Source organism: Helicobacter pylori oki112 (assembly GCF_000600085.1).
In the GTDB taxonomy this organism is placed as follows: Bacteria; Campylobacterota; Campylobacteria; order Campylobacterales; family Helicobacteraceae; genus Helicobacter; species Helicobacter pylori_CY.
In genome coordinates this window covers 49,513-69,311 of record NZ_CP006821.1, presented here as the reverse complement: position 1 = coordinate 69,311, position 19,799 = coordinate 49,513, and the positions used below count along the sequence as shown (strand labels likewise).

At 38.3% G+C, this 19,799-nt stretch carries 12 protein-coding genes, 2 rRNA genes and 1 pseudogene; 9 read left to right on the top strand and 6 right to left on the bottom strand.

Annotated features, from left to right (window positions below):
• Positions 1 to 2: 2 nt before the first annotated feature.
• Positions 3 to 830: a prephenate dehydrogenase gene (locus HPOKI112_RS00345; RefSeq protein WP_025276564.1), complete on the top strand. Its 828-nt coding sequence runs from the start codon at positions 3 to 5 to the stop codon at positions 828 to 830.
• 325 nt (positions 831 to 1,155) lie between these two features.
• Here HPOKI112_RS00345 and HPOKI112_RS00335 read toward each other — a convergent pair whose 3' ends face one another.
• The 3 genes and pseudogenes from HPOKI112_RS00335 to HPOKI112_RS00325 form a co-directional block, all read right to left on the bottom strand.
• Positions 1,156 to 2,019 (bottom strand): DNA/RNA non-specific endonuclease, encoded by an 864-nt coding sequence (locus HPOKI112_RS00335; RefSeq protein ID WP_025309537.1) that lies wholly within the window; start codon positions 2,017 to 2,019, stop codon positions 1,156 to 1,158.
• Positions 2,020 to 2,143: 124 nt separating this feature from the next.
• Entirely contained in the window at positions 2,144 to 3,955 is a 1,812-nt protein-coding gene (locus HPOKI112_RS00330; RefSeq protein WP_025309536.1) for a site-specific DNA-methyltransferase, read from the bottom strand.
• A pseudogene (locus HPOKI112_RS00325) lies at positions 3,949 to 6,574 on the bottom strand (DEAD/DEAH box helicase family protein). The gene HPOKI112_RS00330 and the pseudogene HPOKI112_RS00325 overlap by 7 nt, the downstream one beginning before the upstream one ends.
• Positions 6,575 to 6,704: 130 nt before the next feature.
• Here HPOKI112_RS00325 and HPOKI112_RS00320 point away from each other — a divergent pair.
• Positions 6,705 to 7,553, top strand: a complete 849-nt coding sequence (locus tag HPOKI112_RS00320; RefSeq protein WP_001155604.1) for a biotin synthase — start codon at positions 6,705 to 6,707, stop codon at positions 7,551 to 7,553.
• The gene (locus tag HPOKI112_RS00315) at positions 7,553 to 8,431 is read left to right on the top strand and encodes a YihY/virulence factor BrkB family protein (RefSeq protein ID WP_025309535.1); all 879 of its coding nucleotides are present in this window, start codon (positions 7,553 to 7,555) and stop codon (positions 8,429 to 8,431) included. The genes HPOKI112_RS00320 and HPOKI112_RS00315 overlap by 1 nt, the downstream gene beginning before the upstream one ends.
• Positions 8,432 to 9,080: 649 nt before the next feature.
• On the opposite strand, the gene rrf is transcribed toward HPOKI112_RS00315, so the two are convergent.
• Positions 9,081 to 9,198 (bottom strand): 5S ribosomal RNA (rrf, locus tag HPOKI112_RS00310).
• A 232-nt stretch (positions 9,199 to 9,430) separates the two neighbouring features.
• Positions 9,431 to 12,317: ribosomal RNA gene (locus HPOKI112_RS00305) — 23S ribosomal RNA — on the bottom strand.
• 1,187 nt (positions 12,318 to 13,504) lie between these two features.
• On the opposite strand from HPOKI112_RS00305, the gene HPOKI112_RS00295 reads away from it, so the two are divergent.
• The 3 genes from HPOKI112_RS00295 (at position 13,505) to HPOKI112_RS00285 (ending at position 16,834) form a co-directional block, all read left to right on the top strand.
• Positions 13,505 to 13,945: a hypothetical protein gene (locus HPOKI112_RS00295; protein WP_025309534.1), complete on the top strand. Its 441-nt coding sequence runs from the start codon at positions 13,505 to 13,507 to the stop codon at positions 13,943 to 13,945.
• Positions 13,946 to 13,992: 47 nt separating this feature from the next.
• Complete coding sequence (locus tag HPOKI112_RS00290) at positions 13,993 to 15,795, top strand: DUF262 domain-containing protein (RefSeq protein ID WP_025309533.1); 1,803 nt, start codon at positions 13,993 to 13,995, stop codon at positions 15,793 to 15,795.
• A gap of 148 nt (positions 15,796 to 15,943) precedes the next feature.
• A complete protein-coding gene (locus HPOKI112_RS00285) occupies positions 15,944 to 16,834 on the top strand; it encodes a hypothetical protein (protein WP_025310085.1) in 891 nt (296 codons plus the stop codon).
• A 110-nt stretch (positions 16,835 to 16,944) separates the two neighbouring features.
• On the opposite strand, the gene queF is transcribed toward HPOKI112_RS00285, so the two are convergent.
• Positions 16,945 to 17,385, bottom strand: coding sequence for a preQ(1) synthase (queF, locus tag HPOKI112_RS00280; RefSeq protein ID WP_025309532.1), 441 nt, complete (start codon positions 17,383 to 17,385; stop codon positions 16,945 to 16,947).
• A 57-nt stretch (positions 17,386 to 17,442) separates the two neighbouring features.
• On the opposite strand from queF, the gene rsfS reads away from it, so the two are divergent.
• From rsfS to HPOKI112_RS00265, 3 genes are read left to right on the top strand one after another with little or no spacing between them, the layout of a single operon-like run.
• Complete coding sequence (gene rsfS / locus HPOKI112_RS00275) at positions 17,443 to 17,784, top strand: ribosome silencing factor (protein WP_001042231.1); 342 nt, start codon at positions 17,443 to 17,445, stop codon at positions 17,782 to 17,784.
• A gap of 7 nt (positions 17,785 to 17,791) precedes the next feature.
• Positions 17,792 to 18,688 carry a tRNA (adenosine(37)-N6)-dimethylallyltransferase MiaA gene (gene miaA / locus HPOKI112_RS00270; protein WP_080276246.1) on the top strand — a complete coding sequence of 299 codons (897 nt, stop codon included), beginning with the start codon at positions 17,792 to 17,794 and terminating at the stop codon, positions 18,686 to 18,688.
• Complete coding sequence (locus HPOKI112_RS00265; RefSeq protein WP_025276557.1) at positions 18,689 to 19,798, top strand: glycosyltransferase family 8 protein; 1,110 nt, start codon at positions 18,689 to 18,691, stop codon at positions 19,796 to 19,798.
• Position 19,799 lies beyond the last annotated feature (1 nt).

The following is a 19,799-nucleotide window of genomic DNA, read 5'->3' as shown; positions in this document are numbered from 1 at the left end:
GCATGAAAGCAGGCATTATTGGTTTAGGGCTTATGGGGGGGAGTTTAGGGCTGGCTTTACAAGAATGGGGGCGTTTTAAAAGCGTTATAGGCTATGATCATAACGCTTTGCATGCTAAATTGGCTTTGACTTTGGGGCTTGTAGATGAATGCGTGGAATTTGAAAAGATTTTAGAATGCGATGTGATTTTTTTGGCCATTCCAGTTGAGGGCATCATTGAATGTTTGAAAAAAATGACTCCCGTTAAAAAAAGCGCAACGATTATTGATTTAGGGGGCGCTAAAGTGCAAATCATTCGCAATATCCCTAAAAGCATTCGTCAAAATTTCATCGCCGCGCACCCCATGTGCGGGACAGAGTTTTATGGCCCTAAAGCGAGCGTTAAGGGGTTGTATGAAAACGCTTTGGTGATATTGTGCGATTTAGAAGATTCAGGGGCTGAGCAAGTAGAGATCGCTAAAGAAATCTTTTTAGGCATTAAAGCACGCTTGATCAAGATGAAATCCAACGAGCATGACACCCGTGTGGCTTATATCAGCCATTTACCCCATGTTTTGAGCTACGCTCTAGCCAATAGCGTTTTAAAGCAAAACGACCCAGAGGTGATTTTATCCTTAGCGGGTGGGGGTTTTAGGGATATGAGCCGTTTGTCTAAAAGCTCGCCTTTAATGTGGAAAGATATTTTCAAACAAAACCGAGACAATGTCTTAGAAGCGATTGAAAAATGCGAAAAAGAAATCGCGCAAGCTAAGGCTTGGATAGAAAATAACGATTATGAAAGCCTTGCAAAATGGATGGCGCAAGCGAACAAACTCCAGGAGTTCATGTAAAATAATTTAAAATTTTGTATATTGTTGTTTTTAGGGGTGCGAGAAGCGAAATGGGGTATTTGGATTGTTTTTATGGATTATAGGCTGTTTCATATGGACAGCATGGATTTACCCAGCAAACCAGCAAACAACCATAAGAGATTATCTTAAACCCAGATCTATTGTTGTGTTTGCCATAATTGTAATAATAATTTCATCTCATTCCTCCAACGCCTATAAAACTTTTATCGCTTCTAATAAAAAACCAATTTTAGCCGTTTAGGGATTGATTTCTTAAACCTTTATCCAAAATACCGGTGTTTTTACGGGCATTTTAAGAGCGGTTTTAATACTTCTTAGCGTTGTTAAGATACTTAGGCAATTCATTCAACTCAGTGTTTTTATTGTTCTTAAAAACCACCTGCTTTTCAACCCGCTCGTATTCTTTACAATCTTTTCTCATTTCTTGTAAGAGATACTTTTGGTTGTCATTAGGGATATAAAAGCATTCGCTTTTAGCGTTTTCATAGCTATCCGTTAGGCTTGTATCATAGTGGTACCAAAATCCGCTAGGGATAGCGATATTCTTAGAGCTAAAGGTTCTATAACCTTGTTTGATAATGGTGAGTTCTTCTACTAAAACTTGATGGTATTTCCTGGCCAAATTACGACCCTCTTTTTCTACTAATAAAACAGAATGCCTGTTGGTGTTTTTGGCTTCAGGGGTGATATTAGTCATTCTGTAAGTCTCTCTTAAAGGGTTAGACGCAAAATCAAAAGAAGCGTCATTCGCCACAAAATGCCCCCTATCAAAACCGCTTCTGGTGTAATCTTGTGTCGTGGCTTGTTGGTATTTGGCTAATCGTGTGTCCGTCTTAAACTCATAGCGTTTTTCAATATTATTTTTATCCACTAAATCCCCAAACAACACGCTCACGCCATAAATAGGGTTTTTTAACTCGCTAGAATAACACACCGAATAAAAGTTATTTTTTAAGACTTTACAATCAATGTTAGTGAGCATGCCATTAGCGTTATAAGCGGTATTGCGATTTTTAGTGGGGTTAGTGCTATTGACTTGATCCTTGATTTCATTAAGCTTTTTAGTGGTGTAGCTGTTAATAGCCTTAGTGAAATTATCCAACATGTCCGCTTGGAGCCAACTCATAGCGATCAGGCTAAAACAGAGCAGGTTTTTAAAGGTTTTCATGTTTTGCTCCTTGTTGATTGGCTTGAATACTACAACAATATTTTTAATCGTTTATTTTTACCCGCTAAATAGCCTAGTGCGTAGCGTTTTGATGCGTTAAGCGGAGCGCGTTGAACGATCAAACTTAAGAATAAAAAATTTCATTGTATTTTTTAGTGCTTTCATCTATCTCCCATGCGTCTTCGTCAATATCGCCCAAGTTTAAATAGTCTTCATTAGAGTCTAAAAGAGCGCAACAAATCCTTTTTTGCTCGTTTAAGTCTAAATTGTGGAACTCTTCGCTATCAATTTCATCAATCTTACCATCGGCGCGTTTTAAAAAACGCTCGTTAAGATCGTTAAAGATTTTTAGGCATTCGCTCTTACTTTTAGCGTTAAGGATTTGTCTTTTAATTTCTAAATTCACTTCTTTCAATTCAGCATAGACAAAACTCCCGCCCCCTTTAAAACCGCATTTTTTAGAAATGCCCCCTTGCTCGCCCTCTATGACTTTTTTTAACCTTTCTTTGGTGATCGTTTCTATATAGTCCATTTGCTCGATTCCAATGTAGTGGCGTTTCATTTTGTGCGCTACTGCGCAAGTCGTCCCGCTCCCAGCAAAAAAGTCTAACACGAGGTCGTTTTCTTGGGTAGAGATTTCTATAATGCGTTTGAGTAGGGCTTCGGGTTTGGGGGTGTCAAATGGTGAAACACTTAATCCTAAAACCTTTCTTACTTCGTCTTTTGCGGAAGTAATAGACCCTAACTCAGTAAAAATGCTTGACATAATTGCCGTATTGGCATCATAATCGGATTGATAAATTTTTAACCTTGGCACATTGTCATCTTTTAAAAATAAATCAATTTTTCCGCTCATATATTCATCATAAGAAAATTTCCAATTTCTTATACACTCATTGCCACTTGGTAATTTTATTGCAAATTTGTTTTTATCAGAGTTTTGATTAGGACTAGCAGCATTGCTACTAAACCATGCGCCTTTAGGGTCATTGTCTAAATTTTCAAAAATCATTGTATTTTTTAAGCGATTGAATACTAGACTTAATTTATTTTTTGCATACACTAAAATATACTCATGTTCTTTTCGTATATGTTTAGATTGTTTTAAGACGCTACTTATAGAATTCCAAACTACATTAGCTACAAAGTTATCACCCCCCCCCCCATTAAAGACCTCGTCCATCAACACTTTCAAATAAGCCTGTTCGTTGTCATCGCATTGCACAAAAATCACGCCATCATCGCTTAAAAATTCCCTAGCCGCTTCAAGCCTGTTTTTCATAAACACTAGCCATGAGCTGTGGTTGAAATTATCGTTGTAATTAAAGCTGTCATTACCCGTATTATAAGGGGGGTCAATGTAGATGCATTTAACTTGTTTAGCGAATTTCTTTTTTAAAGAATGGAGAGCGATCAAATTATTGCCTTTGATGAGATAATTCGTGTTCTTGTCTTTTAAAGCACTTTCTAAATCGCCCTCTCCATGCATTTCAAAATTGCACAGCGCTTTTTTGTTTAAAAGCGTGTCAATTTCTTTTTTATGCAATACCTCATGGTAAAAAAGCTCGTTAGGTTTGGCGCTGTTATCTTTGGCGTTACCCAGTAAAACATTGTCTTTAAAAGGGAAATTCAAAACGACTAGCTCGCTGGATTTTATCAAACCCCCTTGTGAATACAAGCCTATTTTATTTTTAAATCGTGTGAAAGAATTTTCTAATTCTTTTATTTCTAAACATTCTAATAACGCCTTTTCATTAAACACAAGCGTGTTGGCGATCGTTTTAAAAAAAGCGTTTTTGTAGTCGTTAGCGTTTTCATGCTCAAGCATGAAAGTTAAAAGCTTTTCATCATGTTGTAAGATTAAAGTAACTAATCGTTCTTTAGTGAAATGGTTGATTAAAGCATCTAGTAGGGTTTTGAGTGGGGTTTTTAACATTCTTTGTCCTTAAAAGTTTGATGGAAAGCGGTATTAAATTTTTCATTCATTACTTTATTATGAAGCGTGAAAAACGGCAAGCCCTTTAAATCTAATTTTTTGTTATGGCTTTTAAGCGTGGTGTTTTCTAGCATTTCTAAAAATTCTTTTTTCCAAGCGTTAGAAGGCTCTAAATGTTCGCCCTTAGCTTCCATATAACAAGTGAAGCCTAAAAATTCATCGCTATGCGTTTGGGCAAAAAGGATAAAATCCGGCTCAAAACCTTGCGCGTAAAAGGGGCTATTTTCTATATTGCAAAAAACTTTTAATTCAGCGAAATGATCGTTCCTTAAAACGCACCATTCTTTGAATTTCTTGTCTAAAACCTCTTTATGGTCGTTGATGAAACCTAAAAACTTCCTTTCTAAATCGCTGTCTAGTTTTCTCATGTCTTTAAAAAGCAGCCATTCGTAAAAGGGAATGTCTTTTTCCAATTCGCTAGCGCTAAGGCTTTTATTATGCGTTTCAAATTCTTTCAATTCTAACGCGCTCACATCGTATTTATCTTGCTCTTTTAAAAGCGTGTCTTTTAAGTTTTCAATGATATAAACAGCGAGTTTTAAAAGTATTTTATTGTCGTCAAACTTTTGGTTTTTATGAAAGTTTGTTTTTAATGGAGAAATATAGCACTCTATAAATCCCACTTTATTGTTAAAGGGATGTTTTTTAAAGGCTTTTTTAAGCGTTTTGAAATCCAGGTTTTTTAAATTAAGGGCTTTTAGAAAATAATTTATAGGGATTTTATTTAAGGTATGGGGCTTAAAATAAGTTTTATCGCCCTTATTTTCTTCTTTAAAATCCACTTTCTTTTCACGCACGCTAAAAGCAAATAATGGGACATGCAAACTTTGGAGCTTGACTTTAACAGGGTCTGTATAGTCTTTATTGAATAGGTTTTTCTTCTTGTCTTTTGTATTGCTTGCATAGTAGCATTTGAAACGCTTGGTGGGTGTTAAAGGGATAGTCTGTTTTTCATTTACAAATCCTAATCCTAAATCTTGTAACTCGTTGTTTAATTGAGCGATAAACTCGCTGTCATAAACGGCATGGTAGTCTAATCTCTCCAGCGCGCTTAAGGGGTTGGAAAAATCAAACTTGCGTTGGTAAAACTCTATGCGGCTTGGCTTGAAATCGTTATAGCTAAAGGGGTAGTATCTCGCTCCTCGCCCTATGAGCTGGGCGTCTTTGGTGGTGTCTTTTTGGCTCGCTTTATTTTTAAGCCTGACAATGTCAAACAAATTCAACACATCCCAACCCTCATTGAGCTTATCCACGCTAAAAATCACTCTTTTAGGGTTGTCTCTGTCTTCTAGGGAGTTCAATAAAGGCATGCCCTTTTCTAATTCTTTTTCGTTATTGGTGTTAATCTGGGTGCTTTTTTTGAATTTCGTCTGCAATAATGCGGCAAGGTTAGGGGTGTATTTTTGCTTGTCAAAAAAGTTTTTAGCGTCCTTAAAAAAAGCGTTGCGGCTGTAATTGAAAAAATTTTCTAAATCTAAAGGGCTTAAATTTTCTAAAAAGGCGTTGAAGCGCTCTTGATTTTCTTTGCTGTCTTCAATCCTTTCGCTTTTAAACAAAATGCATGGTTTAAAGTTTTCAATATATATTATGGTGTTGGGCTAATAATTCTTTATACAAACTGGAAACGCATGCCCCTAAAAAGCGCGTTTCTAATTCTTTATTTTCATAAGAAAGGGAGTAGATGTTTTTGCAAAATTTATCCTCGCTAAATTCTTTTAAGGTGTAAGTGATCACCTTTAAGTTTTTATATTTTTCTTCAACGCTTTTTTCTTTAGGGATAGTGGCGCTAAATTCCAGCAATAAATTGTCTTTATTTTGTTCTAGCGCTAATTTCACAACGCTTTCCCAGTTGCGTTTTTCGCTAGCCTCACTATCATTTAATTTCTTTTTAGTCTCTGTGTTTAAATGGTGCGCTTCATCCGCTAAAAAAACCAATTTCTGATCTTTTAAATCCTCTATGCTGATAGCGTTTTCTTTAACTTTAGTGAATAAGGAAAACAAGCCTTGAATGGTGCTAAAATAAATGTTGATAGCGCTTGTTTGGCTCTCGTTTAAATGATTGATACTCTTAATTTCTGTGTTTTCATCATTGATATGGATATTCTCACTAAAAAGGTATTTTGATGAGGCGCTGTCTGTAAAATTCAATTTCGTTTTTTCTAAAATGCTGGTGCTATTCACAAAAAAGATAAAATTTTGATAGCCTTGCTTGTAGCATTCTAAAATCAAACCCGCCATCACTAAGGTTTTACCGCTACCGGTGGCCATTTCAAACATGAAATGCTTTTGAGTTGGGTTGGATTGTCGTTTTTCTAAATAATTATTTATCGCTTGTTTTTGGTAATCTCTAAGCTCTTTTTTTAAATTACCTGTGATATGGGTGGGTAGCTCTATTTCTTTATTATTGGGTGCGTTATTTGGCGCGTGATCTTTTATCGCTGATTGGGGGGTGGGGGGGTAACTTTGAGTGAATGAATCTTGCATGAAATCCCTTAATGAAAAAGTGAGGAAATTATAGCGTAAAGTTTTGAGATTGACTTTAGAGGCGCTAGCGAACAATTAAATTAAAATCAAATAAAGTTTTAGTTTTAATATTTAATGGAATAAAGCCCTTAAAATCAAAAGCGCTTCTTTTTCTTTGCTATAATCAATCTCAAAAAACCAACTTTTTTAAAATAAAGGAATGATGATGCAAGAGATTTTTTTATGTTCTATTTCCAATGTGCGCAGTGGGGATTGCAAGGAAGATTGCGCTTATTGCACGCAAAGCTCACACCATCAAGGAGCGATCAAGCGCTATAAATTCAAAGATGAAAAAGTGGTTTTACAAGAGGCTAGAGCGTTAAGGGAATTAGGGGCTTTAGGGTTTTGTCTGGTTACTTCAGGGCGTGAATTAGACGATGAAAAATGCGAATACATCGCTAAATTAGCTAAGGCCATCAACAAAGAAGAATTGGGCTTGCATCTGATCGCATGCTGCGGGCGCGCGGATTTGGAGCAATTAGAGTTTTTAAGAGATGCGGGCATTCATAGCTATAACCATAATTTAGAGACTTCGCAAAATTTCTTCCCTAAAATTTGTTCCACGCACACATGGGAAGAAAGGTTTATCACATGCGAAAACGCTTTAAGGGCGGGGTTAGGCTTGTGCAGTGGGGGGATTTTTGGGCTTAATGAGAGCTGGGAAGACAGGATTGAAATGCTTAGAGCCTTAGCTTCGCTCTCCCCGCACACCACGCCCATTAATTTTTTCATTAAAAACCCGGTATTGCCCATTGATGCAGAGACTTTAAGCGCAGATGAAGCCCTAGAATGCGTGCTTTTGGCTAAGGAATTTTTGCCTAACGCTAGGCTTATGGTGGCTGGGGGGCGTGAAGTGGTGTTTAAAGATAACGATAAAAAGGAAGCCAAGCTTTTTGAATACGGCATCAATGCGGTGGTGTTAGGGGATTATTTGACCACCAAAGGCAAAGCCCCTAAAAAAGATATAGAAAAACTGCTCTCTTATGGCTTGACAATGGCGACAAGCTGTCATTAATGAGAGAACTTTTTAAAAGCGTTAGAGGGTTTTTGCGCCTTCTTAGAATGATTTTCCCCGAGCGTCTGAAAAACGCCTTTTTGGGCTTGAGCGAATTGTTTTACTACGCTTCCAGCTTGAGTTTTTATACGATTTTGTCTTTATCGCCTATTTTGTTGTTTGTGTTTAGTCTTTTTGTGTCTCATTATTTGCAAGCGCACAGCGGTGAAATGGAAGCCTTGATTTTCCCTAACGCCCCTAAACTCATTGGCGCGATTAAGGATTTTTTAGAAAATTTTAAAAAAACAGACATGACCTTAGGCACGCTTGAAGAAGTGTCTATTGTGGTGGCGTTGGTGCTTTTTTGTGAAAACTACCGCTCCATCGCGTCAAAAATTTTTGATGCAAAGCCCAGAGATTATGCGCATTTTAAGGGTAAAGAAATCTTTTTATTTTGGGGTTTTGGCACGACTTTAGTGTTTTTATTCGCTCTGCCTTTGGTGGTGTTTTTTGATATTAAGATCCAAGTGTTTTTTGAAGATAAAGATTCAAATTTGTTGCATGTTTTAAGATGGATAGGCACTTACGCGTTTTTTTTGATCCTTTTTACCATTCCCACGAATAAGGTGTTTAAACATTATTTTTGGGTGTTTTTATGGGTGTTTTTTACGAGCGTTTCTTGGCATGTGTTAAAATGGGCTTTCACTTATTATGTGTTGTATAACCGCACTTACCATGAGCTTTATGGGAGCGTTTCTATTTTGTGGTTTTTGATGAGCTGGGTGTATGTGAGTTGGCTTGTGATTTTAATTGGCATGTATGGGTGCAAGGTGTGCGACACATTCGATCCTAAAGAAGTGTTTAAGAAATTTTTAGGCTTTTTTAAAAAAGAAACTTGATGAAAAAAGTTCTCTTTTAGATCGGTTCTAAAAATCTAAACACAAACCCCAACACCCCAACTAAAAAGTTAAAAATAAAAGAAATAAAAAGCAACCACCAGCAAAATAAAAGAATAAAAATCTAAAACGCTAAAAGCGTTTTTTACAATCAAACCAAAGAGATTGGTTGTGTAAAGCGATAACTTTTTAAAGAATAAAACTTTCTAAAAACATTTCTTAGCGCTCTTTAGAATTTAAGTGCAGTTTAGGGATTTTAAAAAACTTCATAAACTTCCTTTAAAAAGAAGCTTAGATAAGAGTTCTATAAATAATTCCATTCTTTAGAGAATAAAACTTTTTTCTTAAATCCATGTTTAATTGGTGCGGACTCTTTCCAAAGATATTAAACTTTTTAAAAAATTGGATTTTAGATCTTATGTTATGACTTTAAGTTTTATTTTATCGCTTCAGGTTTTATTTTATGATTTTAAATTTATTTTGCCATCAAACTCGTTTTCTTAACCCTAAAAACCTTTGAATAAAACAATAAAACCCTAAACCAAAACAACTAAAAATAAAAGAAATGAAAAAAGCAACAGAAAAATAAAGCACTAAAATATAATCAATAATGAAATAAGATAAAAAGCAAGATTAAAAAAACATTTCCCTATCCCTGCACCGACCTACATTCCCACTCTTGAAAAGAGCAGTATTATCAGCGATGAAGAGCTTGACTTCCAGGTTCGGAATGGTTAACTGGGTAGTTCCTCTTCTCTAAAGGCACAAGGAAAAGGGAGCTAAAGATAAATCGCATTTACCCTTAACTCCCCTTTCTCTTTAATAGGGAGCTGTTTTTCAACAAAGAAGATCGTTAATAGCCCTTAACTTTAAATCAGAGAATATCTCATTTTGATTAAAGTTTAATCTTATAAAAGTTTTTATAAAACTCCAACTCTCTTACACTCAGTAAGGCAGTGGTAACTCATTCGCACTTATTGCCGTTATCTTATACAAAAAGCAAAAAACAAGCCAAACGCTCTATTAGTAGTAGTCAGCTAAATGCATTACTGCACTCACACATCTACCCTATCAAGCACATAGTCTTTGTGCGAGCTTCAGGGAAAGTTCATCTTGGAGTTGGCTTCCTGCTTAGATGCTTTCAGCAGTTATCACATCCGTGTGTAGCTACCCAGCGATGCTCTTGGCAGAACAACTGGTGCACCAGTGACACGTCCATCCCGGTCCTCTCGTACTAGGGACAGCTCTCCTCAACTTTCCTACGCCCACGGCAGATAGGGACCGAACTGTCTCACGACGTTCTGAACCCAGCTCGCGTACCGCTTTAAATGGCGAACAGCCATACCCTTGGGACCTGCTCCAGCCCCAGGATGCGATGAGCCGACATCGAGGTGCCAAACCTCCCCGTCGATGTGAGCTCTTGGGGGAGATCAGCCTGTTATCCCCGGGGTACCTTTTATCCTTTGAGCGATGGCCCTTCCACACAGAACCACCGGATCACTATGACCGACTTTCGTCTCTGCTTGACTTGTATGTCTTACAGTCAGGCTGGCTTGTGCCATTACACTCAACTTGCGATTTCCAACCGCAATGAGCCAACCTTTGCAAGCCTCCGTTACTTTTTAGGAGGCGACCGCCCCAGTCAAACTACCCACCAAGCATTGTCCTGCCTGTGGATAACACAGGCCAGTTAGCTAACAGAAACATCAAGGGTGGTATCTCAAGGATGGCTCCATAAGAGCCAAAGCCCTTACTTCAAAGCCTCCCACCTATCCTGCGCATGATATTCCCATTAGCAGTGCTAAGTTGTAGTAAAGGTCCACGGGGTCTTTCCGTCTTGCCGCGGGTAGGAGGAATTTTCACCTCCACTACAATTTCACTGAATCTCTGGTTGAGACAGCTCCCATCTCGTTACGCCATTCATGCAGGTCGGTATTTAACCGACAAGGAATTTCGCTACCTTAGGACCGTTATAGTTACGGCCGCCGTTTACTCGGGCTTCAATTCAACGCTTCATCTTGCGACTGACGCATCCTCTTAACCTTCGAGCACCGGGCAGGCGTCACACCTTATACTTCCTCTTACGAGTTGGCAAAGTGCTGTGTTTTTGGTAAACAGTCGGGAGGGACTCTTTGCTGAGACCGCATTGCTGCGGCACACCTTATCGCGAACTTACGGTGCTAGTTTGCAGAGTTCCTTAACCAGAGTTCTTTCACGCGCCTTAGAATACTCATCTCATCTACCTGTGTCGGTTTGCGGTACGGACGACTATGGATATGCTTAGAGGCTTTTCTTGGCACGACGGTATCAGCGATTCTCCCTTTGTCCTAAAAGGACTCAAAGAGCCTGTTTGGGTTTCAAATACAGAGGTGGATTTGCCTTCCCTCCAATCTACGCCCTTAGACTAGCGCTTCCATCAGCTAGCTCGCTTAACCCTATGCGTCCCCCCATCACGCTCCATAGTCGGTATTGGAATATTAACCAATTTGCCATCACCTACCCCTTTCGGACTCGGCTTAGGACCCGACTAACCCTACGATGACGACCATCGCGTAGGAAACCTTAGATTTACGGCGGATACAATTCTCATATATCTTATCGTTACTCATTCCTGCATGCTCACTTCATACCGCTCCAGCACTCCTTACCGGTATACCTTCAACGCTGGTATGAACGCTCTTCTACCACTGTGTTTAACACAATCTACAAATTCGGTGTCTATCTTAGCCCCGTTATATTTTCAGCGCATGACCACTAGACCAGTGAGCTGTTACGCTTTCTTTAAAGGATGGCTGCTTCTAAGCCAACCTCCTGGTTGTTTGAGTAGCCACACATCTTTTTCCACTCAGAATAGAACTTAGGGACCTTATTTGGTAGTCTGGGTTGTTCCCCTTTTGACGATTGATTTTATCACCCACCGCCTGACTCCCAAGATACGATAAAAGGTATTCGAAGTTTGATAGGGTTTGGTACCGCGGCGAGCAGCCCTAGCCCAATCAGGGCTCTACCCCCTTTTATTATCACTTGAGGCTATACCTAAATATATTTCGAAGAGAACCAGCTATCACTAAGTTTGTTTGGCCTTTCACCCCTATCCACAGCTCATCCCAACCCGTTTCAATGGGTACGAGTTCAGTCCTCCACGCGCTATTACACGCGTTTCAACTTGGCCATGGATAGATCACTTAGCTTCGGGTCTGCAGCATCTGACTTGATCGCCCTATTAAGACTCGCTTTCGCTACGGCTTCGCATTCGCTTAACCTTGCCAGATACCACAACTCGCAGGATCATTATGCAAAAGGCAGTCCATCACCCTGATAAATCATAGGGCTCTGAATGATTGTAAGCAGATGGTTTCAGGTTCTATTTCACTCCGCTCACTGCGGTTCTTTTCACCTTTCCCTCACGGTACTTGTTCGCTATCGCTCAAAGAGTAGTATTTAGGGTTGGAGAGTGGTCTCCCCGGCTTCAACCTGGATTCCTCGTGTCCTGGCCTACTCTGGATACTGCTACCTGAAAACGCCTTGTCGCATACAAGGCTATCACTTTCTATGGCTTACCTTTCCAGGTAACTCTGCTAAAGCGTTCTCTTGGATGTTGCAGTCCTCAACCCCGAATGCAAGCACTCGGTTTGCCCTTTTCCCCGTTCGCTCGCCACTACTTAGGGAATCTCGTTGATTTCTTTTCCTCTAGTTACTGAGATGTTTCACTTCACTAGGTTCGCTCTCTAAATTAGAGTAACTAATATCTCTATTAGTTGGGTTGCCCCATTCGGACATCTACGCATCAAAGCTCCTTGACAGCTCCGCATAGCTTATCGCAGTCTAGTACGTCCTTCATCGCCTCTCTTTGGCAAGGCATCCGCCATCTGCTCTTAAAAGCTTGTTTTAAATTTTAAAATATCCTTTAAAACCCGCCCTTTTATAATGAATAACGACAATTGCACGAATATTCTTCAGCGCTACCACTGCCTTAATGAATATAAGACAGAGTTGTTGTAGTTTTACTTTACTTTTACATAGGCTATTAACAATGTTAAATCAAATAACTTCGTTTTTCTTTAAAAACTTGCTATAATCGCTCTGTTAAACCCTTTAAAGAAGACTAAAAATGCTTGATCCCTAATCTTTTTTAACCGCCAAGTTTTACCAGCTAATGAGCTTTGAAAGCTTTTTAGCTTTTATGACTTGTTTGAGTGGTTTCAAATTAAAGAACTTTTTAAAGCTTGTCTTTAAAAACGAAATGTAATTATAGACATGCAATGCTTAAAGTTTGCTTAAAGTTTTTGGAATGTGAAAGAAATTTTAGAGTTTGAAAGGAATGGATAAGCGTTATTGGAAATGATGGGAATGGGGGTAAAAATAAAGCTTTGAATATTAAATAAAGCTTTGAATATTAAATAAAGCTTTGAATAAATAAAGTCTTAAATAAATTAAGATAAAACGCATCATCAAATAAAACATTTCATAAAATAAAACATTTCAAACATTTCATAAGATAAAAAGATAAAACGCATCATTAAAAAATAAAAACGCATCATTAAAAAATAAAAACGCATCATTAACCATTGATTAAATACCACTAGATACAATACACTAAGTCATCTTTTTTTCAAAAAAGGGGTAGAAATGGCATTCAACCATTCAACCATTCAACCATTCAACCATTCAACCATTCAACCATTCAACCATTCAACCATTCAATCAAGCAAGTAATCAATCAATCAATCAAGCAAGTAATCAATCAAGCAAGCATTCAATCAATCAATCAAGCAACCATTCAACCATTCAAACATTCAAACATTCAAACATTCAAACATTCAAACATTCAAACATTCAAACATTCAAACATTCAAACATTCAAACATTCAATCATTCATTCAAGCAACGCTACCATAACTTTTATCGCTTTTACCAAAACCGATTTAAAAATCCCCTACTCTTTATTATTCCTCTTTTCATTAACCCTATTATTAACCCTTTCATTAACCCGCACCGCATTTTTAAACCATTTGATTCAATAAGCCCCATTTTTCAATCAGTGGGGCTTACAGAGTTAAATTTAAAGGAGAGATGATGGCTCAGTTAGAAGATTTAAAAGCGCATGAAAAATACAATTTGTTGTTGTGTATGGTTTCAGGCGCATATAAAGGAACCATTCCAGGAAATGAGGATTTTAAAGAGTGGTGCGATGAATGCACTTTGGGCTATTTTCGCTCACGACGAAACAAAGCGGCTCAGCACAAGCATTTTGAACTCATGCGTAAAGCGGATTATATCATTGGCATTGTGAATGAGGATTCAACGACTAGAGAGGCTGAAGTCCAATGGAGCGTTTTTGCCCTAAAGATTGACCATGACACTATCGGGATTGATGAAGAGGGAGCGCTAAAGGTTGAGGGCGTTTGCGCTCAAAAAGGGAGCCAAGAATACGAAGAATTGGTCAATAAAAACACTTGGCATTTCACGCACAGCACTAGGCTTGGGCAACCAAAATTGATTGAGCGAAAAAATTAAAGGTTATGGTTTTTACCCATAAGCCCATCATTTAAGAAAGGATTTTAATGGAATTGTTAAATTTAGACGGAGTGATTGAAAAAGGCGTGTTTGAAATCCCCAGCTATCAAAGGGGGTATGCATGGCAAGAAAGGCAATTAAAGGATTTTTGGAACGATTTAGAGCATGTGTCCAAACTGGGAGATAAATTCCATTACATGCATAGCTTAACCTTAAGAGAGCTTGAAAATGAGTTTGAAAGCAGCACTTTTGAAATCATAGACGGCCAGCAACGATTGGCTACAAGCCTGATTTTACTGGGCCTTTTAGCCAAGATTACCCAAAACAAAGACCCAAAGTATTCTTTAATCAACCTTGAACCCATTTTATCCTATAAGTATTATGGTTTGAATGAAGCTTTTAGGGCGATCACTGAAGAGGAAAAAGATTTGGAAGCGTTCAAAACTTCTTTTTACGCTAAAAATTTGATTGACGCTTACACATTTTTTAAAGAAAAAATCAGCGATACGCCTATTGAAGCGCTTGAAAAAATGTTTGATGCCCTTATAAAGAAAATGCTTTTTAGCGTGGTGGAATTGAACGATAACCGAATCGATCCCTTCAGCTCTTTTGAAACGATTAACAATCGTGGTAAAGATCTATCCACTTTAGAATTGTTTAAAAACCGCTTGCATTTTGTGGCGCACAAGATTTGCGATGGCAAAAAATTAGAAAAGCTTCAAAACGAAATCAATGACACCTACACCAGGATTTATTACGATTTGAGGCATTTTAAAGACGATCATTTAGAGGGTTTTTTAAAGCATTTTGTGGCGTATTATTATGGCGAGAAAGGGGATTTTAAGAAGAGGTTATTGGAAATGGAGTTTAACGCTCATAAAAGATATACCGACAACACCAACTTTGATGATGAATATGAAAGAATAGACGATTTGTTATTTTATCTTTCTTATTCTTCTAAAGTTTGGAATTTCTTGCACACGCTTGATGATGAAGAGCTTAGGATTGAAATCACGCCTAAAATGCGTGGCTTGTTAGAAAAGATGCGGCGTTTAAACGCTTTGAGCGAAAACGCTTTTCTGCCCTTATTGCTCTCTCTTTTAACCATACAGCGTGCTGGAAAAAGCGCTAATGAACAAGTTTATACCACCAAAGAACTAGAGGGCTTATTAGAATATTTAGAGCGTTTTGGGTTTTTAATCTATGGGGTTGCTGGCAAGAATACGGCTAAAAACGAATGGATTGAATTGGCTTTTGAAGCGCTCAGAGCGTATAGATATGGGGAAGAAAATACCGCCATTGAAAAACTTCCAACGCTAGAAAAGAGTTTTTTCAACAGACAAGGAAATAGCGGCTTGGAATTGCTTGAAGAGAGTATCCATTCCAAAAAGAATACTGAGAAATGGTATCAGTGGGGCAAGGCATTGAATTACTTGCTGTATGAATACGAGTTGCACCATAACCCTGAAACGACTCTGAATTTTGATAGCAGTATAGAAAGCATTGAGCATATCTTGCCCCAAAAACCTGATCAAGGCTATAGCGCTAAAGAAAAAGATTGGGCTAAAAACCCCCATATCGTGCATGCTTTAGGGAACTTGCTCTTAATTTCTAAAAACGCTAACAGCTCTTTAAGCAACAAGCCTTTTGATGAAAAAAGAAAGCAATACCTAAAAGGCTCTTATAGTGAAAAAGAAGTGGCTAAAAACGCTTCTTTTGGGGTTGCGCAAATCAAAGAAAGGAGCGAAAAATTATTAGACTTTTTAATCGCGCATTATCGTATCGCTGAATTAGTGAATGAAAGTGCGATTAAAGCTTTTAAAAACGCTCTTTTAAAGGATATTAAATGATGCGATCGCTCAAAAATAAGGGGTCTATTTTTAGCACTTCAAACCCCAACAAGGAGGAACAAGCCATGCCAAAAAGATAAAAAACATAAAAAACATTGAACGACCGATTATAGCGGATTTTAAAACAAATTTTACCAAGGAGTATTTTATGGGTTTTCAAAACGAAAATAAGTTAGAGTTAGGTGCGTCAGTCAAAGCCACAATCAATAACAAAGTGGTGGAGGCTAAAGTCATTAGTATTGGGTTTAATCGTGTAACCTTAAGGAGCCAAAAAGGCAACGAAGCCGCATACGCTTTCAATAGCGAAAAATTCTTAAAATGGTTTAAGGAAGTGCCTTTAAACGAAGTTTCTCATAATCACGCTGAAAAAAGCGGAGATGATTTGTTGAAAGGGCTTAAAATCGTTACGAGCGGACCGAGTGTTAAGCAAAGGACTTCAACTCCTAAAGAGAAAGAGGATAGGTTTAAACTCGCTTTTGGATTTAAGACTACTGATGATAAGACTAGCTTTGAGATTATTGCGGAGGATTATACTCTTTCCGAGAGAAAAAGTAGGCTCGGCGCGTTATTATCTCCCATGTTTTTTGAGGGTAGTGGTAATCAAGCGTCCGCTATCATTATTACCGCTCTCCATTATGCGAAAGGTTTGAATAAGCATAGCGATGCGGAGTGGCGCGCTATGATTGAAAACAGAAATATTGAAGAGTGTTTCTTTGATACTTTTGATGATATGCTCATGGGTGATGTTACTCTATTCTGTAAAGTGATAGAGACTTATGCGAGGAATTTGGTAAGACCTGATGGTAAGAGTAGCGGTGTAACTTTGGAAGAGTGGGCGTGGATTTTACCTAAAGATAAAAAAGAGGCAAAATTCGTGGCGCAACTCTTATGCGATGGCGGTATCAATAAATACGGCTTAAGTTGTGCGGGTCTTACCGAAAATCTGTTAAAAGATATTGAATTAACTTTTGGTTTAGCAACGCATGCGGAGGTTGATGAGGAGTTAGCAAAATTGGAAAAAGAGGGCGAGATAGAATAACCCCCCACCCTTATGGGGTGGCTCTTTTTTTCTCTCTTATTTTTCTTTTTCTCCCCCTAATTTATCCATTTAATTTGGTGGCTTTAATCTTAAAACCCTATCTTTGCGCGTTATTTCGCATTCAAAAGGCGTTTTTCTTTAAATTCCTGGTATTCTTTGATCGCGTAATTCACAAAGGGCTTGATCGCAATCCCGCCCCTAGAGGCAAAATCCCCATACACTTCCAGATACTTTGGCTCTAGCAATTGGACTAAATCCAATAATATCATATTGATACAGCTCTCATGAAAACTCCCATGGTTTCTGTAACTGAATAAATAGAGTTTGAGGGACTTGCTTTCTACCATTTTATCTTTAGGGATATAGCGGATATAGATCACGCCAAAATCCGGCTGGGAAGTGATGGGGCAAAGGCTCGTAAATTCCTTACACTCTAGCGTGATTAAGGGGTCTAAATTGGGGTTTGGGTTGGGGAAAGCTTCTAACAACTGGCTGTTGTATTCAAAAATATAGGGCGTTTTAGCGCCTAAGGATTTTAATTCAGAGGTCATAATCTTCCTTGATTTAAGTTATAATAAGGCTATTTTAACCCATTTTTTAGGAAACTCATGAACAAACGCATAGAAACGATTACGGCTTTATTAGATGAAAAAAAGGCTTTTGATATTACGCATATTGATTTATCCAAAACCCCCTACTTGGTAGAAGATGTCATTATCGCCACCACGCTAGCGAATAAGCATGCCCTTTCTTTATTGGACGCGCTTAAAAACACCCTCAAGCCTTTAGGCGAAGTCTTTTACCAAATAGATGAGTCTAATGAAGAGTGGATCATTTTGGATTTAGGGGATTTGATGATCCACCTTTTCACCGAAGAATGCCGTAAAAAATTTGATTTAGAAGGGTTTTTAAATACCTACAAAAGGGAGAGCGTCCATCAAAACGCCTAAAAAACTCATCGCGCTTCTAGGGCCTAGTGGGAGCGGGAAAAGCACTCTTTCTATTGAATTAGCCCAAGAATTGGACGCTGAAATCTTTTCTTTGGATTCTTTGAGTATTTATAAAGACATTAATATCGCTTCGGCTAAACCGAGCTTGAAAGAGCGAAAAAATATCAAACATTACGCCCTAGACTACCTTAACATTGATGAAAAAAATAACGCTTCTCTTTTTAAAACCCTTTTAGAGGACGCTATGAGAGTGTCTTCTAAAGAGGTATTACTCATTGTGGGGGGGAGCAGTTTTTATTTAAAATCCATTTTAGAAGGTTTGAGTAGCATGCCAAAAATTAGCGGTGAGGAGGCTGTAAAAATAGAGCGAGAAATCAGCACCCTAGCTAACCCTTATATATTTTTAAAATCCATTGACCCTAACATGGCTTTTAAGATCCATCCAAACGACACCTACCGCATCCATAAGGCTTTAGAAATCTTTTATGCCACCCACACGCCCCCAAGCGAGTATTTTAAGGCTAACCCTAAAAAACCCTTTGCGCATGCCATCTCATTATTCGCTCTTCATATTGAAAAAAACGCGCTCCATAACAACATCAAACAGCGCACTAAAAGCATGCTCCATTCAGGGCTTGTTGAAGAAATCAAAGCCCTTTATATTAAATACCCTAAAGATTCGCAGCCTTTTAAAGCCATAGGCGTTAAAGAGAGCGTTCTTTTTTTAGAAAAACGACTCACTTTAAAGGAGCTAGAAGAAGCGATTACCTCTAACACCATGAAATTAGCCAAGCGCCAAAACACTTTCAATAAAACCCAATTCAATAACCTTTATATGGGTAGCGTTGGAGAGATTAGGCATGCGATTTTAAAACACTCAAAAAGCGCTATAAGGGAGCGATAAATGGACACGCAAAATTTACCCGATCAAATTATCCCTATTTTTATGAGTTTTGATAAGAATTACGCGCTAGGGGCAGGAGTGAGCCTTTATTCTTTACTCTCTTGTGCGAGCAGGCACACAAGCATGATAGATTTTAGCCCTCTCAATCAAAACAACGAGCTTTTAGGCGCTAACATCGTGTATAAAATCCATTGTTTGATTAAAGGAGTCACTTTAGAGCAGCAAAACAAGCTTTTAAAAACCCTTGAGCCTTTTAAAACATTCGCTTCATTAGAGTTTATAGACACCAATTCGCTAGACAATTCCATAGAAAGCTACCTTAATGAGTCTTGTTCCAAGCGTTATGGCGGGCTTCTTGTTTTGTGCCGGCTTTTGCTCGCTTCACTCTTCCCTAATTATTCTAAAATCATTTCTATAGATGTGGATACGGTGTTTTTGGGCGATGTTGCAAGCGCTTATTTTGTGCTAGATAACGACCCTACTAAATTGCTTGGCATGGTGAGAGACACTTTTTCTCACCTTCCTTTTGAAACCTTTTGTGATTTTTGCGAGCGCGCTTGCAAGAATTTTAAAATGGATTTTTCACGCTTTAGCCCAAACGAATTGAAACGCATCCATCAAGGCTTTAACATGGGCTTTTTGGTGGCGAATTTGGATTTGTGGCGCCAAGACGGGTTTGAAAAGATCGCCTTGGAATTTCTAAAGATTAGAGGGAAAGATCTTTTCTACCCTGAGCAGTGTTTGGTTAATATGGTGTTTTTAGAGCGCATTTTAGAATTGCCTATTCATTATAATTGCTATTCTGATTTTTTCAACCAGCACTACCCTAAAAACATCATCATGCTCCATTTCATCAAATACAAGCCGTGGCGTTCTGTCAGTTCTTTAAACGGGCGTTTGATTTGCTATGAAGCTGAAGCGAGTTTTTGGCTTGCAAACCTTTTTTGCACCCCTTTTAAAAACGATTTTTTTAAAGAACGCCTTGAAATGTCTAAAGACCAACAAATGCACTCTTTTAAAACCCACATCAGATCGCAAACGATTAGATCTTATTTGGGCTTCAGGGTAAAGACTTTTTTAAAGTCCTTTTTTTGTAAGACTAAGCCTTAAG

Bases quoted from the DNA above. Each gene is read 5' to 3' on its own strand.
- HPOKI112_RS00345 (WP_025276564.1), top strand. From the start codon at position 3: ATGAAAGCAGGCATTATTGGTTTAGGGCTTATGGGGGGGAGTTTAGGG.
- HPOKI112_RS00335 (WP_025309537.1), bottom strand. From the start codon at position 2,019: ATGAAAACCTTTAAAAACCTGCTCTGTTTTAGCCTGATCGCTATGAGT.
- HPOKI112_RS00330 (WP_025309536.1), bottom strand. From the start codon at position 3,955: ATGTTAAAAACCCCACTCAAAACCCTACTAGATGCTTTAATCAACCAT.
- HPOKI112_RS00320 (WP_001155604.1), top strand. From the start codon at position 6,705: ATGCAAGAGATTTTTTTATGTTCTATTTCCAATGTGCGCAGTGGGGAT.
- HPOKI112_RS00315 (WP_025309535.1), top strand. From the start codon at position 7,553: ATGAGAGAACTTTTTAAAAGCGTTAGAGGGTTTTTGCGCCTTCTTAGA.
- HPOKI112_RS00295 (WP_025309534.1), top strand. From the start codon at position 13,505: ATGGCTCAGTTAGAAGATTTAAAAGCGCATGAAAAATACAATTTGTTG.
- HPOKI112_RS00290 (WP_025309533.1), top strand. From the start codon at position 13,993: ATGGAATTGTTAAATTTAGACGGAGTGATTGAAAAAGGCGTGTTTGAA.
- HPOKI112_RS00285 (WP_025310085.1), top strand. From the start codon at position 15,944: ATGGGTTTTCAAAACGAAAATAAGTTAGAGTTAGGTGCGTCAGTCAAA.
- queF (WP_025309532.1), bottom strand. From the start codon at position 17,385: ATGACCTCTGAATTAAAATCCTTAGGCGCTAAAACGCCCTATATTTTT.
- rsfS (WP_001042231.1), top strand. From the start codon at position 17,443: ATGAACAAACGCATAGAAACGATTACGGCTTTATTAGATGAAAAAAAG.
- HPOKI112_RS00265 (WP_025276557.1), top strand. From the start codon at position 18,689: ATGGACACGCAAAATTTACCCGATCAAATTATCCCTATTTTTATGAGT.